The sequence below is a fragment of the Rhizobium sp. BK591 genome, assembly GCF_014195045.1.
Lineage (GTDB): Bacteria > Pseudomonadota > Alphaproteobacteria > Rhizobiales > Rhizobiaceae > Rhizobium > Rhizobium anhuiense.
Genome location: NZ_JACIAZ010000001.1, coordinates 1321785 through 1336253, shown reverse-complemented (window position 1 = coordinate 1336253; position 14469 = coordinate 1321785). Strand labels below are relative to the sequence as shown.

Annotated in this window: 16 protein-coding genes and 2 riboswitches; of the genes, 8 read left to right on the top strand and 8 right to left on the bottom strand. The window is 62.1% G+C overall.

Annotated elements, in window-relative coordinates; genetic code table 11:
* Positions 1-378: a fluoride efflux transporter CrcB gene (gene crcB / locus FHX10_RS06445; RefSeq protein ID WP_047609929.1), complete on the bottom strand. Its 378-nt coding sequence runs from the start codon at positions 376-378 to the stop codon at positions 1-3.
* A 121-nt stretch (positions 379-499) separates the two neighbouring features.
* On the opposite strand from crcB, the gene FHX10_RS06440 reads away from it, so the two are divergent.
* Positions 500-766 carry a hypothetical protein gene (locus FHX10_RS06440; protein ID WP_063475248.1) on the top strand — a complete coding sequence of 89 codons (267 nt, stop codon included), beginning with the start codon at positions 500-502 and terminating at the stop codon, positions 764-766.
* Positions 767-844: 78 nt separating this feature from the next.
* On the opposite strand, the gene FHX10_RS06435 is transcribed toward FHX10_RS06440, so the two are convergent.
* The gene (locus FHX10_RS06435) at positions 845-1837 is read right to left on the bottom strand and encodes a DUF1775 domain-containing protein (protein ID WP_047609933.1); all 993 of its coding nucleotides are present in this window, start codon (positions 1835-1837) and stop codon (positions 845-847) included.
* A 72-nt stretch (positions 1838-1909) separates the two neighbouring features.
* On the bottom strand, positions 1910-2290 hold the full coding sequence (locus tag FHX10_RS06430; RefSeq protein ID WP_047609935.1) for a hypothetical protein: 381 nt from the start codon (positions 2288-2290) through the stop codon (positions 1910-1912).
* Between the two features lie 158 nt (positions 2291-2448).
* A riboswitch (glycine riboswitch) is annotated at positions 2449-2537 on the top strand.
* Between the two features lie 3 nt (positions 2538-2540).
* Positions 2541-2622: riboswitch (glycine riboswitch) on the top strand.
* Between the two features lie 76 nt (positions 2623-2698).
* Between FHX10_RS06430 and gcvT the strand changes: the two genes are divergently transcribed.
* The 4 genes from gcvT to FHX10_RS06410 all read left to right on the top strand — a co-directional run bounded on the left by gcvT (position 2699) and on the right by FHX10_RS06410 (position 7462).
* Positions 2699-3835, top strand: coding sequence for a glycine cleavage system aminomethyltransferase GcvT (gcvT, locus tag FHX10_RS06425; protein WP_047609937.1), 1137 nt, complete (start codon positions 2699-2701; stop codon positions 3833-3835).
* A 23-nt stretch (positions 3836-3858) separates the two neighbouring features.
* The gene (gene gcvH / locus FHX10_RS06420) at positions 3859-4221 is read left to right on the top strand and encodes a glycine cleavage system protein GcvH (protein ID WP_047609939.1); all 363 of its coding nucleotides are present in this window, start codon (positions 3859-3861) and stop codon (positions 4219-4221) included.
* Complete coding sequence (gene gcvP, locus FHX10_RS06415; protein WP_047613905.1) at positions 4221-7085, top strand: aminomethyl-transferring glycine dehydrogenase; 2865 nt, start codon at positions 4221-4223, stop codon at positions 7083-7085. Before gcvH ends, gcvP begins: the two co-directional genes overlap by 1 nt.
* A 131-nt stretch (positions 7086-7216) precedes the next feature.
* Positions 7217-7462 carry a DUF982 domain-containing protein gene (locus FHX10_RS06410; RefSeq protein ID WP_047609943.1) on the top strand — a complete coding sequence of 82 codons (246 nt, stop codon included), beginning with the start codon at positions 7217-7219 and terminating at the stop codon, positions 7460-7462.
* A 143-nt stretch (positions 7463-7605) separates the two neighbouring features.
* On the opposite strand, the gene FHX10_RS06405 is transcribed toward FHX10_RS06410, so the two are convergent.
* Entirely contained in the window at positions 7606-8574 is a 969-nt protein-coding gene (locus tag FHX10_RS06405; protein WP_047611574.1) for an SDR family NAD(P)-dependent oxidoreductase, read from the bottom strand.
* 94 nt (positions 8575-8668) lie between these two features.
* Between FHX10_RS06405 and FHX10_RS06400 the strand changes: the two genes are divergently transcribed.
* From FHX10_RS06400 to FHX10_RS06390, 3 genes are all read left to right on the top strand, one after another.
* A complete protein-coding gene (locus tag FHX10_RS06400; RefSeq protein ID WP_047609945.1) occupies positions 8669-9292 on the top strand; it encodes a TetR/AcrR family transcriptional regulator in 624 nt (207 codons plus the stop codon).
* A gap of 176 nt (positions 9293-9468) precedes the next feature.
* Complete coding sequence (locus FHX10_RS06395) at positions 9469-10515, top strand: GH25 family lysozyme (RefSeq protein ID WP_047609950.1); 1047 nt, start codon at positions 9469-9471, stop codon at positions 10513-10515.
* Between the two features lie 167 nt (positions 10516-10682).
* Entirely contained in the window at positions 10683-10988 is a 306-nt protein-coding gene (locus tag FHX10_RS06390; RefSeq protein ID WP_028757740.1) for a flagellar basal body protein, read from the top strand.
* Between the two features lie 56 nt (positions 10989-11044).
* Here FHX10_RS06390 and sufA read toward each other — a convergent pair whose 3' ends face one another.
* From sufA to sufD, 4 genes are all read right to left on the bottom strand, one after another.
* Positions 11045-11437, bottom strand: a complete 393-nt coding sequence (sufA, locus tag FHX10_RS06385) for a Fe-S cluster assembly scaffold SufA (protein WP_028757741.1) — start codon at positions 11435-11437, stop codon at positions 11045-11047.
* Positions 11438-11533: 96 nt separating this feature from the next.
* Complete coding sequence (locus tag FHX10_RS06380; RefSeq protein WP_016554095.1) at positions 11534-11914, bottom strand: SUF system Fe-S cluster assembly protein; 381 nt, start codon at positions 11912-11914, stop codon at positions 11534-11536.
* 12 nt (positions 11915-11926) lie between these two features.
* Positions 11927-13168 carry a cysteine desulfurase gene (locus FHX10_RS06375; protein WP_047609958.1) on the bottom strand — a complete coding sequence of 414 codons (1242 nt, stop codon included), beginning with the start codon at positions 13166-13168 and terminating at the stop codon, positions 11927-11929.
* A gap of 12 nt (positions 13169-13180) precedes the next feature.
* A complete protein-coding gene (gene sufD, locus FHX10_RS06370; protein WP_063475242.1) occupies positions 13181-14455 on the bottom strand; it encodes a Fe-S cluster assembly protein SufD in 1275 nt (424 codons plus the stop codon).
* Positions 14456-14469 lie beyond the last annotated feature (14 nt).

Genomic DNA, 14469 nt, shown 5'->3' with positions numbered 1-14469 from the left:
TCAGGCCAAAGCGCGCATGACGGCAAGACCCGCGATGACGGCTGCCATCGAAAGCCCGACGCTCGCAACGATATAGATGCCGCCGGCCACCGCCTCGCCACGCTCGAACAATGAGATCGCATCCAGCGAGAAAGCGGAGAAGGTGGTGAAGCCGCCAAGGAAGCCGGTGATCAGCAGCAGGCGCAGTTCCACCGAGGCGTTGAACTTCCGCGCGATCAGCTCGGCGAAGACGCCGATGACGAAGCAGCCGACGACATTGACGGCGAGCGTGCCCCAGGGAAAGCCTGGCCCCATGAGTCTCAGCGCCCACTGGCCGACATAATATCTGAGGAGGGAACCGATGGCGCCGCCGACGGCGACGAGAAGAGCCTGGATCATGAGCCGGATTTACCGCGTTGCGAAAGTGATTCTAACCGAACCCCTATGAATTCTTACCATTTTGTAAAATGCCAATGATTTTCTTATGATGGCGCCAAGATCATGCCGATACGGTGATGGCATGACCCAGTTGCTGTCGATATCGGCCAACACCGCCGCCGTTGCCTTCGAATCGCTGCGCATCCCGCAGCGTGTCGCGACGAGCACGGCGGCGCGCGATGCACGGCGCCTTGCCGACCGGCAGTTGAAGGCTGATAGCACCGACGAGGTCGACGAGCCTTCCAGCATCATCCAGTCGACGGAGGTGGCGCTCGACCTGATGGCCAAAGGCAATCGCCAACCGCAGGCAGGCCTGAAACAGGCGCTGCGATCCTACGAAGATTTCTGAGGCATCCGCCTTCCCCGAACGAAAAGCCCGCGGCTGCAATCGCAACCGCGGGCTTTTCTGTCTTCACAATCGTGGTCCTTACTTGCCCTGGGCCGACAATACCTGCAGCACCAGATCGACCTTGCCGGCCTTTTCGAAGGTCAGCGTCACCGGCACCGTGTCGCCCTGCTTGAACGGCGTCTTCACCTTCTGGAACATCAGATGCAGGTTGCCGGGCTCGAGCTTGACCGTCTCGCCGGCAGCGATGGCGATGCCGTCCTTCAGCTGGCGCATCCGCATGACATTGTCCTTGGTCTCCATCTCGTGGATCTGAACCTCGCCTGATGCAGGCGAGCTCACGGACACCAGCCGATCATCCGTCTGGCCGTTGTTCTTCACCGTGAAGAAACCGCCGCCGACCGGCTGGCCGGGCAGCATCGCCTTGGCGAAGCCGCCGGAGATTTCGAGATCGCCGGCCTTGACCGTTTCGCCGGCCAGCGCCGCAGCGCCCATGCCGGTCATGTCCATGCCGGCCATGTCGTCATGATCGTGGCCGTGACCTTCGCCCGCCACGACCTTCAGGAGCGGCGCCGGGCTTTTCAGGCCATGCGCGTCGTCGCCCTCCTTCGCCACCTGATCCCAGGCCTCGACGGTATCGCCACACATCTGCGTCACCGGAAAGGCAAGCGAGGTGCCGGCTTCGACGCCCGAAACCTTACCCTGGATCACGAAGGTGTCGTAGAAATCGTCGGAGAGATTGCCGTTCTTCCAGCGGATCTCGATCGCGCCTGATTTCACCTTGTCGCCGTGATTGTCGTAGGTCTTCTGGTAATCGCCCTTGATCACCTCGAGCTCCCAGCCGGCTTTCGGCTGCGGCTTGGCGAAGACGAAACCTTCCGGCAGCTTGACTCGCACTTCCGTGGTCGCCTTGCCGTCGCAGCCATGCGGCAGCTGCAATGTGGCGAGAATGGTGCTGTCCTGCTTTGCCTGCTTGTCGAGGAAGGTTACATGCGCCTCGGCGCCGGCAAAAGCGGTGGCGGAAAGAACGGCGGCAAACGCAAATGTCTTGCCAAATTTTTCGATAGTTTTCATCGGATATCTCCTCGCCGGCCGCGGACTTCTCTCAAGTGGACCGGCATTACTGATCATGGTTGCGATAACAGATCAGGCGAGGATGGGGGGCGCGCGGGAATTCGCCCGGCTGACGGCGCCTGCGCCGACAACGACAGAGATTTCGACCGGCGCGTTGATCAGCGAGCCGAGCTTGCGCTCGAGCCAGGAGCCCGCATCCGGCGTCGGCAGGATGACCGAGGCCGACAGCCGGCAAGCTTCACAATTCGGTTTGAAGGTAAGGGTCTTGCCGTCGGCGTCCTCTATGGTGACGCAGAGCGAGGCGAAGGTGCCGTCGGGCAGCACATAGGCCGCGGCATCGTAGCCCTCGGCGGCGGCAGCCTGCGGCGCCTGATGGGCAAGGCCGAGCAAAACCAAGCTCAATGCGCAAAGCATGCGCAGGAAGAGCGTCGCTTTCAGTCCGGTCTGCCGCATGAGATCCCCTTCAACAGCATGTCGCGATAGCCGGTTTCCCCGCCGAATGCAAAAGCAGATTTGCCGCAGATTAGGGCTTGGTTGGAATAAGACGACAAAAATTTGCCCGGTCACGACATTTGCCCCTTGCCAAGCGCTGCACCCGCCGGATAATTGCGCCAACCTTGTTGGGAGAATCCGGTGCTTTCGCCACCGGTGCCGAAGGAGCAACCGCCCCGGAAACTCTCAGGCAAAAGGACCAGCAAGGGGCAGACGGAACTCTGGAGAGAAGCGTTCTCGAAACGCTCGCCGAAGGGATAACAATCTCAGGCACTCAGGACAGAGGGGGCTCAGGAGAGAAGTGCGCAACCGCGCCTTCAGATTTGAGCCCGCGCCTTCCTGAGAAGGCGCAAACCCCGGAGGCGTCTTTTGGACGATACTGCTGCCCTGAAGAAAACCCCGCTGCATGCCCTGCATCTGTCGCTCGGCGCCCGCATGGTGCCGTTCGCGGGTTATGACATGCCGGTGCAATATCCTGCAGGTGTCATGAAGGAACATCTTCATACCCGCACCGAAGCCGGCCTCTTCGACGTCTCCCATATGGGCCAGGTGATCGTGAAGGCGAAATCGGGCAGCTACGAAGATGCCGCGCTGGCGCTCGAAAGCCTGGTGCCGGTTGACATACTGGGCCTTGCCGAAGGCCGTCAGCGCTATGGCTTCTTCACCGACGACACCGGCTGCATTCTCGACGACCTGATGATCACCCATCTCGACGATCATCTTTTCGTCGTCGTCAACGCGTCGTGCAAGGAAGCCGACCTCGCCCATCTGCAGACCCATATCGGCGACCAATGCGATATCACCCTTCTCAATCGTGCTCTGATCGCGCTGCAAGGACCGCGTGCCGTCGAGGTTCTCGCAGAGCTCTGGGCCGACGTCGCGGCGATGAAATTCATGGATGTGCGCCACTGCCGCCTGCACGACGTTTCCTGTCTGGTCTCGCGCTCCGGCTATAGCGGCGAGGACGGCTTCGAGATTTCGATCCCCGTCGACAAGGCCGAGGATGTCACCATGCGGTTGCTCGAACATCCCGACGTCCAGGCAATCGGGCTCGGCGCCCGCGATTCGCTGCGCCTGGAAGCCGGCCTCTGCCTCTACGGCAATGATATCGACACGACCACCTCACCGGTCGAGGCAGCACTTGAATGGGCCATGCAGAAGGCAAGGCGCGGCGGTGGTGCACGCGCCGGCGGCTTCCCCGGCTCCGGCCGCATCCTTTCCGAACTCGAAAACGGCGCCGCGCGCCGCCGCGTCGGCCTGAAGCCGGAAGGCAAGGCCCCGGTACGCGGCCATGCCAAGCTCTACGCCGATGCCGAGGGCAAGGTCGAAATCGGCGAAGTCACCTCGGGCGGCTTCGGCCCCAGCGTCGAAGGCCCCGTCGCCATGGGCTACGTGCCGATCTCTCATGCTGCGGCGGGCACACTCGTTTACGCCGAGGTGCGCGGCAAATATCTGCCGATCACCGTCAGCGCCCTGCCCTTCGTCACACCGACCTACAAACGCTAAACCTTTTCCAGAGAGGACGAACAATGCTGAAATTTACCGAAGAACACGAATGGCTGAAGATCGAAGGCGGCGTTGCGACGGTCGGCATCACCAACTATGCCGTCGATCAGCTCGGCGACCTGGTTTTCGTCGAACTGCCGGAAGTCGGCGCGACCTTCTCCAAGAACGGCAATGCCGCGACCGTTGAATCCGTCAAGGCTGCTTCCGACGTCTATTGTCCGCTTGATGGCGAGATCACCGAGGTCAATCCGGCCATCGTTGCCGATCCGTCATTGGTCAATTCCGATCCTCAGGGCGCCGGCTGGTTCTTCAAGCTGAAGCTTGCAAATCCTGCTGACGCCGATGGCCTGCTCGATGAGGCGGCCTACAAGGAGCTCACTGCGTAATGACGACGCCGACGGAATTCCAGTTTACCGACTACCAGCCCTACGATTTCGCCAATCGCCGCCATATCGGCCCCTCGCCGGCTGAGATGACCGACATGCTGAAGGTGATCGGCTATGACAGCCTCGACGGCCTGATCGACGCGACGCTGCCGCCCTCGATCCGCCAGAAGGCGCCGCTCGTCTGGGGCGCGCCGATGACCGAGCGTGAGGCGCTCGACAAGCTGCGCGAGACCGCCAACAAGAACAAGGTGCTGGTCTCGCTGATCGGCCAGGGTTACTACGGCACGATCACGCCGCCCGTCATCCAGCGCAACATCCTGGAAAACCCGGCCTGGTATACGGCCTATACGCCTTACCAGCCGGAGATCAGCCAGGGCCGCCTGGAAGCGCTGCTCAACTACCAGACGATGATCTGCGACTTGACCGGCCTCGACGTCGCCAACGCCTCGCTGCTCGACGAGGCGACCGCCGCCGCCGAAGGCATGGCGATCGCCGAGCGCGTCGCCAAGTCGAAGGCAAAAGCCTTCTTCGTCGATGCAGACTGCCATCCGCAGACCATCGCCCTCATCCGCACCCGCGCCGAGCCGCTCGGCTGGAGCGTCATCGTCGGCAATCCCTTCACCGATCTCGACCCCGTCGATGTCTTCGGGGCGATCTTCCAGTATCCCGGCACGCATGGTCACGTGCATGATTTTACCGGCCTGATCGCCCGCCTGCACCAGACCGGCGCCATCGCTATCGTCGCCGCCGATATCCTGGCGCTGACGCTGCTGAAGTCGCCCGGCGAAATGGGCGCCGATATCGCCATCGGTTCCTCGCAGCGCTTCGGCGTCCCGGTCGGCTACGGCGGCCCGCATGCAGCCTATATGTCGGTCAAGGATGCCATCAAGCGCTCCATGCCCGGCCGTCTCGTCGGCGTCTCCGTCGATGCCCGCGGCAATCGTGCCTATCGCCTGTCGCTGCAGACCCGCGAGCAGCATATCCGCCGCGAGAAGGCGACGTCGAATATCTGCACCGCCCAGGTGCTGCTCGCCGTCATGGCCTCGATGTATGCCGTCTTCCACGGCCCGAAGGGCATCAAGGCGATCGCCCAGCAGGTGCACCAGAAAGCCGTGCTGATGGCCAAGGGCCTGGAAAAGCTCGGCTATAAGGTGGAACCCGACACCTTCTTCGACACGATCACCGTCGACGTCGGCCATATGCAGGGCCTCATCCTGCGCGCCGCCGTTGCCGAAGGCGTCAATCTGCGCAAGGTCGGCGAAACCCGGATCGGCATGAGCCTCGACGAGCGCACCCGCCCTGCCACGCTCGAAGCCGTGTGGCGCGCCTTCGGCGGCAATTTCACTATCGCCGATTTCGAGCCTTCCTACCGCTTGCCGAAGGGCCTGCTTCGGACCAGCGACTACCTCACCCATCCGATCTTCCACATGAACCGCGCCGAAAGCGAGATGACGCGTTACATCCGCCGGCTCTCCGACCGGGATCTGGCGCTCGACCGCTCGATGATCCCGCTCGGCTCCTGCACGATGAAGCTCAATGCGACGGCGGAAATGCTGCCGATCACCTGGCCGGAATTTTCCGATATCCATCCTTTTGTGCCGGCCGACCAGGCGCTCGGTTACCGCGAGATGATCGACGACCTGATCGAAAAGCTCTGCGCCGTCACCGGCTACGACGCCTTCTCGATGCAGCCGAATTCCGGCGCGCAGGGCGAATATGCCGGCCTGCTGACGATCCGCAACTATCATATCGCCAATGGCGACGGCCATCGTGACGTCTGCCTGATCCCGACCTCGGCGCATGGCACCAACCCGGCCTCGGCCCAGATGGTCGGCATGAAGGTGGTCGTCGTCAAGGTGCGCGAGAATGGCGATATCGATCTCGACGATTTCCGCGCCAAGGCTGAGCAGCATGCGGCAAATCTCTCCTGCTGCATGATCACCTATCCCTCGACGCACGGCGTCTTCGAGGAAACCGTCAGGGAAATCTGCGATCTGGTGCATGAGCATGGCGGCCAGGTCTATCTCGACGGCGCCAACATGAACGCCATGGTCGGCCTGTCCCGCCCCGGTGACATCGGCTCCGACGTCAGCCACCTGAACCTGCACAAGACCTTCTGCATTCCGCATGGCGGCGGCGGACCCGGCATGGGCCCGATCGGAGTCAAGGCGCATCTGGCCCCCTACCTGCCCGGCCATCCCGAAACCGACGGCCGCTCGGGCGCGGTCTCGGCCGCCGCCTTCGGCTCCGCCTCGATCCTGCCGATCTCCTGGAGCTATTGCCTGATGATGGGCGGCGAAGGCCTGACCCAGGCGACCAAGGTGGCGATCCTCAACGCCAACTATATCGCCACCCGGCTGAAGGGCGCCTATGACGTGCTCTACAAGTCGAAGACCGGCCGGGTCGCGCATGAATGCATCATCGACACACGCCCGCTGGTCGATAGCTCAGGCGTCACCGTCGACGATGTCGCCAAGCGCCTGATCGACTGCGGCTTCCACGCGCCGACCATGAGCTGGCCGGTCGCCGGCACGCTGATGATCGAGCCGACGGAAAGCGAGACCAAGGCCGAGCTCGACCGTTTCTGCGAGGCGATGCTGGCGATCCGCGAGGAAGCCCGCGCCATCGAGGATGGCCGCATGGACAAGACCAACAACCCGCTGAAGAACGCCCCGCACACGGTCGAAGACCTCGTCGGCGAATGGGACCGTCCCTACAGCCGGGAACAGGCCTGCTTCCCGCCCGGCGCCTTCCGCGTCGACAAATATTGGTCCCCAGTCAACCGCGTCGACAACGTCTATGGCGACCGCAACCTGATCTGCACCTGCCCGCCGGTGGAAAGCTACGCAGAGGCAGCCGAATAACGCTCACACCTGACGCCGTAGCGAAAGCCGAGCAATCCAAGCCCCTTCCATCATGGGAGGGGCTTTCCTCATTCTGATAGAAATGTGCGAAGGAAGGTCATTCCATGCCCCAGGATCAAAGCGAAGCAAGAATGCAGGCGCCATGGTCGAAACCTGTGCTCGTCGCCCTCGAAGAGTCCGGCAAATACACGAGCATCGATACCACCCAGGCCGCCTCCTGGGCGATGATCGAGGATTGGCCGACCGAGGACGGTGCCGCACTCGACCAGGCGCTGCTGATCTGCGCCGACGTCATCAAGGGCAAGCGCACCGGCGAGGACGCACGCAAAGCATTCATCGCCGCCGCGGTCGAAGCTGGCCTCGATATCAAGACCTGAACGGCGGAGACACGACGCCCCGCGTAGGTTCAACGTAAGAGAAGCGGACCGGTTTGCAGCCGATCCAGCTTCAATACCTCGGCAGGGGCACCCGTTCCCGGTTCCCCTGCTCTCCGTCAGTACCAAAATGTGCGGTTTGCCGCTTAGAAGCGCTCGCCGACCATGTCCTCGCTCTTGGCCCACAATGCCTTGGCCGTCGCGGGATCGAGCGCGTAGCTGCGCACGCCTTCGGAAATCGGGCTGATTTCCGCATCCGTTACTTCGGAGACGTGGCAATTTTCGCAATATCTGCCGCCGACCGCGTCTGCCGGAGCGACGAAACCTGCCCAGACTGAGGTCGCGGCACCTTGCGGGATCGTCTTCCGCTGGAAGGGCGGTTTGCCCTCGGCGGCAAGTGCTGCGTTGATCTCAGCCATCATGCCTTCGATCGCGCCGGCGCCGACATGACGGTCGAGCTCGGTCTGAATGCCGCCGGGATGCAGTGCCGTCGCACGGATACCACGCTTCTCGAGGCGCCGGTCGAGCTCCACCGCGAACAGGATATTTGCGGTTTTCGACTGGGCATAGGCCGCCCAGGGCTCATAGGTCTTGCTCTCGAAATTGAGGTCGTCGAGGCTGAAAGGAGCCATGCGATGGGCCGAGGACGCGACGATCACCACACGGCCGCCCGATTTGACGAGCGATGCGATGCGATTGACCAGCACAAAATGACCGAGATGATTGGTGCCGAACTGCGTTTCGAAACCATCGGCGGTGCGGCCGAAGGGAGCAGCCATCACGCCGGCATTGGCAATGACGACGTCGAAGGGGCGGCCATCCGCGATGAGCGCATCGGCGCAGGCCCGCACGCTTGCCAGAGAAGCAAGATCGAGCTCGACGATGTCAAGACTGCCGCCATTGGCTTCACCGGCGCGCACGACTTCCGTTGCCGCCCTTGCCTTTGCAAGGTCACGGGCCGTACCCACCACCTGCGCTCCATGGGCTGCCAGGACACGTGCGGTTTCCACGCCGAGACCGGCCGAAACACCCGTCACCAGAACACGCTTGCCCTTGAGATCGACGCCGGCGAGCACCTCATCGGTGGTCGATGTCGCGCCAAAAAGTCCACTCATGATTATCTCCTTGATCATGGCGCACCGCTCCGGGCTGGAGGACCATTGTCCGCCGGCCTCAAATGAAATAAAAGGAGGATGCCTCCAGATAAATATGGAGGGCGCCTCCGTTTATCAAGGGGACTTCTTGGAAATGGCTGAAAAAAGTGACGGACCCACCGTCCGAAAGCCGCGTGCGGATGCCGAACGCAACCGCCTTCTGCTGATGGAAACGGCAAAGACCGTCTTTGCCGACAAGGGTTCCAGCGCCAGCCTGGAAGAAATTGCCCGCATCGCCGGCGTCGGCATCGGCACACTTTATCGCCATTTCCCGACGCGCGATGCATTGGTTGCCGCCATCTACCGCAACGAGACGACGCAGCTTGCCGCCGCCGCCAAAAGCCTTGCCGAGACACATCCGCCTGTCGAAGCGCTTCGTCTGTGGCTGGTGCAGTTCGTCGATTATGTCGTAACGAAACACGGCATGTCGGAGGTGCTGGATTCTTTGGTCGGCGGCACCTCCGAGCTCTATGCCGATTCGGCCGACTTGATCATAGGCGCCGTCAATCTGCTGGTGGATCGCGCAGTCGCCACCGGCGAAATCCGCCTGGCGATGGACCCGCTCGATATCCTGCGCGCGCTGGCGGGCGGCGCAAGCATCAGCTGCGGCCCCGCCTGGCGGGAGGCGGCAAGACAACTCATCGATATTCTGATTGCGGGGATGAGAGCCAGTCGCTGAGAGGGAGCCAAGTCGCAGTGGCTAAAGGCCCCTCCCATAGGTTGGGAGCGGCTGGATGCTTCTGATGCACAAGGATCAAATTTAACCTTTCTTAGCAAGTCTCTGTTAGCAATTCATAAAGGCGGCTTCCATCAACATGGATCATCGTCGATCCCTTGTTTTGCGTGCAGGTTCTTATGCGTCCATCGGCTGTGCCAGCAATCCTCCTCGCCGCCCTGATTCTCTCGGGATGCTCCGCAAGTTCTGGCGCCGAAGATGTGCTCACCCCTGTACCGTCGCGCGAAACGACCAATGCCATTACCCAGCCGAGCGGCCCGATACCGGCTGCAGCCGTGGGCGATCCTGCTCCGCAGGCAAGCCCGCCGCAGGAGGCATTGAGCTGGACGGGGCAGGTTCCGGAGCCGCAGGCGCTCGTCCCCGCAGACAGGCCGGTCGGCATGCCGATGCCGACGGAAAAACCGGTCGCCATGCTGATGCCGAGCAATCCCGCGGGCAATGCGATGCCCGATCTCGGCGCGAGGCCGCCCTCACGCGGCCAAATTTACGGCCACCGGTTCCGTGATGCCAAACCGATCAACTTCGGTTCCACCTCGCCGAGAAAGCTTGCCGTGCACGGCGTCGACGTGTCGCGCTGGCAGGGCGAGATCGATTGGGAGACGCTGCGCAGGCAAGGCGCGAACTTCGTCTACATCAAGGCGACAGACGGTGGCGATCACCTCGATCCGATGTTCAAGAAGAACTGGCGCCGGGCCAAGGAAGCCGGGCTGAAACACGGCGCCTATCACTTCTTCTATTGGTGCCGGACAGCCGGCGAGCAGGCCGACTGGTTCATCCGCAACGTACCGAAGGAAGCCAACGCTCTTCCGCCTGTGATCGACGTCGAATGGAACGGCGAATCGAGCTGCAAGAGGCGCATCTCGCCTGAACGTGTCCGGGAAAAGATGCAGGTCTTCATGGACAAGCTGGAGCGCCATTACGGCCAGCGTCCAATCATCTACACCGCGCCGGACTTCTACCGGGATAACCTGAAGGGCCAAATGCTCGACTATCCCTTCTGGCTGCGCTCGGTGGCCGCTCACCCCTCCAAGGTCTATCCGGGCCGCAAGTGGCTCTTCTGGCAGTATTCCGGCTCCGGCCTTTCGGATGGCGTCGACGGCAAGATCGACCTGAACGTCTTCAACGGCAATGAAAGCGACTGGCACGACTGGGTGGCGTCGCGATAGCCAAGCTGTCCATGATTTCCGCGCCTTTCCAACATCGTTCCGTGCCAATCCGGAACAGATGAATGGCAAGACGCACTCAGCTGTAGGTCTTTGCTAACGCAACGCCTTCAGCATTCTCTAAATCCTCGCGTGTACAAGAATTTCATCCAGTTCTGGGGAAACGGCTGATGAGCATATCGGGCATGACGAGCACTGCTCTTTCGGGAATGCGGGCGCAGACGACGCGGGTCGGCGCGATTGCCAACAACATCGCAAACAGCAGCACGCCGGACTATGCCAGGCTGAACACCAGCCTCACCTCCGTTGAAGCAGGCGGTGTCCAGGCCGTCGTCAGCCCGACGGCGTCGGATGTCGATCCCGCCACCGAATTGACCGGCCTTGTTGAAGCCGAGCAGAGCTACAAGGCAAACGCCGTGGTCTTCGAGACCGGCGCCGATATGTGGGAAATGCTGATGAGCATCAAGCGCGACTGAGCACGCCCGATTTCATGGAGTTGCTGGCGGAGAATTTTCCGTCGGCCTGAAGGCCATCAGGAATGCGCCGGCTCGGCCTGGCGCTGGGCGGCAAGGGCCGCGAGATCGGCAGGCTTCAGCTCGACGGATTCGCCGCAGCCACAGGCCGACGTCTGGTTCGGATTGGTGAAGGTGAAGCCCGAGCGCAGCGTCGTCGTTTCGAAGCCCATTTCGGTGCCGAGCAAATAAAGAGCCGCCGACGGCTCGACCCAGACTTTTGCACCATCGCGCTCGATCAGGTCGTCCTTGGCATTGGGCTCGGTCACCAGGTCGATGGTATATTCCATCCCGGCACAGCCGCCCTTCTTGATGCCGACGCGAATGCCTTTAGCGTCCGGTCCCGAGTTCTCGACGATCGACTTGACACGGGCCGCAGCCCCGTCCGTCATGCTCATGATTGCAAAGCCCATCGGCTCATTCTCCTTCCGCAACCGGGGTCAAGATCCGGCGCATCGTGACTCGAATGTAGTCGTCCGAGGTAAACGGATCAATACCACGGCACCGTATCAGTACCAGCCGACGGCGACCTGCGCCTCTTCGGACATGCGGTCCGGCGTCCACGGCGGATCGAAGGTCATTTCGACCTCGACGCCCGATACGCCCTCGACGGCGCCGACGGCGTTCTCGACCCAGCCTGGCATCTCGCCGGCCACCGGGCAGCCGGGCGCTGTCAGCGTCATCATGATCTTCACCATCCGGTCGTCTTCGATATCGATCTTGTAGATCAGACCGAGTTCGAAGATGTCGGCCGGAATTTCGGGATCGTAGACGGTCTTCAGGGCGCTGATGACGTCGTCACTCAGCCGCGCCAGTTCATCGGCCGGAATGCTGGAATGCACGATGCCTTCGCGCACGTCGATCTTCTGTTCGCTTTCGTCCAGGCTCATCACGGACACTCCTCAAGCAAAGAACTTGCGCGCATATTCCAGCGCATCGGCCAGGGTATCGACCTCGGCGCGGGTATTATACATGCCGAAGGATGCACGGCATGTGGATGTGACGCCGAAGCGTTTCAAGAGCGGCATGGCGCAATGCGTGCCGGCCCTGACCGCAACACCCTGCCGGTCGATCACCATCGAGACGTCATGGGCATGGATTCCGGCAAGCTCGAAAGAAAAGATACTCCCCTTATCCGGCGCCGTCCCGAAGACCCGCAGGGAATTGACCGATTTCAGCCGCTCGACAGCATAGGCCGCAAGATCGGCCTCGTGCCGGGCGATCGCCTCGCGGCCGACCTTCTCCATATAGTCGAGCGCGTAACCGAGCCCGATCGCCTGCACGATCGGCGGTGTGCCGGCCTCGAAGCGATGCGGCGGATCGTTATAGGTAACGACGTCCTCGGCGACTTCGAAGATCATCTCGCCGCCACCCTGGAACGGACGCATCTCCTGCAGCCGTTCCTTCTTGCCGTAAAGCACGCCGATGCCGGATGGGCCGTAGAGCTTGTGGCCGGTCATGACGTACCAGTCGCAATCGATATCCTGCACGTCGACCGGCAGATGCACGGCGCCCTGGCTGCCATCGATCAGCACCGGGATGCCGCGCTCATGCGCGATCCGGCAGACTTCCTTGACGGGAACGATCGTGCCGAGCGCATTCGACATGTGGGTGATGGCGACGAGCTTGGTGCGCTCCGTCAGGCTCTTTTCGAAATCCTCGATATGGAAGGCGCCCTCGTCGTCGACGGGCACCCAGACGAGTTTGGCGCCCTGCCGCTCGCGAATGAAGTGCCAGGGCACGATGTTGGAATGGTGCTCCATGATCGTGAGGACAATCTCGTCGCCTTCGCCAATCTTGGGCATGCCCCAGCCATAGGCGACGGTGTTGATCGCTTCCGTCGAATTCTTGGTGAAGACGATGTCATCAACCGAAGGCGCATTGAGGAAGCGGCGGACTTTTTCGCGCGCGGCCTCATAGGCGTCCGTCGCGGCATTCGAGAGATAGTGTAGGCCGCGATGCACATTGGCATATTCATGCGAATAGGCATGCGAGATGGCGTCGATCACCACCTGCGGCTTCTGTGCCGACGCGCCGTTATCGAGATAGACCAGCGGCTTGCCGTGCACCTTCTCCGCCAGGATCGGAAAATCCCGGCGGATGGCTTCGACGTCGTACTCAGTGGCCGGCACTATCTTGTCCATCGATATATCCGATCAGGCGTGCTTTTCGAGCCAGGTCGAAATCACGCTTTCCAGCGCCTCGACCAGGGCCTCGTCTTCCAGTTCCTCGACGATTTCGGCGACGAAGGCGTTGACCAGCATCGCCCGCGCCATCTTCTCCGGAATACCACGCGCCATCAGGTAATAGAGATGATTGGCGTCGATATCGGTCACCGTCGCGCCATGGCCGCACTGCACGTCGTCGGCAAAGATCTCAAGCTCGGGCTTGACCGAGAATTCGGCATCGTCGGACATCAGCAGCGTGTTGCAGGCCATCTTGGCATCGGTCTTCTGCGCATCGGGCGCCACCCGGATCATGCCCTGGAACACGCCCTTGGCGCGGTCGAAGACGACGTTGCGGATCACCTCGGTCGAACCGGTGTTCGGCACGTCGTGGCCGAGCACCATCGTCACGTCTGTATGGCTGTCAGCGCCCAGCAGGTTGATGCCGCGCAGCGTCAGATCGGCGCCCTCGCCCGTCACCTTGATATGCAGCTCCTGGCGCACCAGCTTGCCGCCGGCATTGATGACGAACAGCCGAAGCTTGGCGTCAGCGCCGAGATCGATGCGGATCTGCCCAAGATGCGTATCGTCGGCTCCCTGCTGCTGCAGGATGATCCAGGTCAGCTCCGTTCCCTCGCCGACCGTAATGTCGCTGACATGGGAGACCAGCGCCGCATCATTTGTCGCCGCAAGGTGACGCTCGATGACGGTCGCCTTGACGCCGGCGCCGAAGGCCACGGGAAGGCGCGTATGCGCTTGCCCGCCGGCATGGATGAACTGGATTTCGAGCGGAGCTTCAAGCTCGGTGCCGGCAGGCACGTCGACGACATAGCCGTCGCGCACGAAGCTGCCATTGATGCGGCCGACGGCGTCGTCGTTGCCGAGCGCATCGAGCCCGTTTGCGGCGGAGCCATCGAGCAGATGGCCGGAATAGGTCGAAATGCCAAGACCGTCGGCGGCAGCCTTCTGGTTGGAATGGCCCTGGATCACCGCCAGCACCGTGGCATCGACAACGAGCGGCTCCAAAGCTTCGGAGCCCGCATCACCCGCCTGTGGCGGAACGGTGCGCAGAAGATTCTTGAGGTCGGTATAATGCCAGGCCTCGATGCGGCGCGTCGGCAGGCCGGCCTTCTTCAGGTCGTCGAGAAGCCGGTCGCGCAGCGCCGTCACCGCGCCATTGCCGGGCAGCTCACCGATCTGCTGGTTGAAGGCCTCGATCAGTGCCGCTTCGGCCGCTGTCAGGCGGCTCGTCGTCTGCATGTTCATGGACGTCGTCCTTT

Bases quoted from the DNA above. Each gene is read 5' to 3' on its own strand.
- crcB (WP_047609929.1), bottom strand. From the start codon at position 378: ATGATCCAGGCTCTTCTCGTCGCCGTCGGCGGCGCCATCGGTTCCCTC.
- FHX10_RS06440 (WP_063475248.1), top strand. From the start codon at position 500: ATGACCCAGTTGCTGTCGATATCGGCCAACACCGCCGCCGTTGCCTTC.
- FHX10_RS06435 (WP_047609933.1), bottom strand. From the start codon at position 1,837: ATGAAAACTATCGAAAAATTTGGCAAGACATTTGCGTTTGCCGCCGTT.
- FHX10_RS06430 (WP_047609935.1), bottom strand. From the start codon at position 2,290: ATGCGGCAGACCGGACTGAAAGCGACGCTCTTCCTGCGCATGCTTTGC.
- gcvH (WP_047609939.1), top strand. From the start codon at position 3,859: ATGCTGAAATTTACCGAAGAACACGAATGGCTGAAGATCGAAGGCGGC.
- gcvP (WP_047613905.1), top strand. From the start codon at position 4,221: ATGACGACGCCGACGGAATTCCAGTTTACCGACTACCAGCCCTACGAT.
- FHX10_RS06410 (WP_047609943.1), top strand. From the start codon at position 7,217: ATGCAGGCGCCATGGTCGAAACCTGTGCTCGTCGCCCTCGAAGAGTCC.
- FHX10_RS06405 (WP_047611574.1), bottom strand. From the start codon at position 8,574: ATGAGTGGACTTTTTGGCGCGACATCGACCACCGATGAGGTGCTCGCC.
- FHX10_RS06400 (WP_047609945.1), top strand. From the start codon at position 8,669: ATGGAGGGCGCCTCCGTTTATCAAGGGGACTTCTTGGAAATGGCTGAA.
- FHX10_RS06395 (WP_047609950.1), top strand. From the start codon at position 9,469: ATGCGTCCATCGGCTGTGCCAGCAATCCTCCTCGCCGCCCTGATTCTC.
- FHX10_RS06390 (WP_028757740.1), top strand. From the start codon at position 10,683: ATGAGCATATCGGGCATGACGAGCACTGCTCTTTCGGGAATGCGGGCG.
- sufA (WP_028757741.1), bottom strand. From the start codon at position 11,437: ATGGGCTTTGCAATCATGAGCATGACGGACGGGGCTGCGGCCCGTGTC.
- FHX10_RS06380 (WP_016554095.1), bottom strand. From the start codon at position 11,914: ATGAGCCTGGACGAAAGCGAACAGAAGATCGACGTGCGCGAAGGCATC.
- FHX10_RS06375 (WP_047609958.1), bottom strand. From the start codon at position 13,168: ATGGACAAGATAGTGCCGGCCACTGAGTACGACGTCGAAGCCATCCGC.
- sufD (WP_063475242.1), bottom strand. From the start codon at position 14,455: ATGAACATGCAGACGACGAGCCGCCTGACAGCGGCCGAAGCGGCACTG.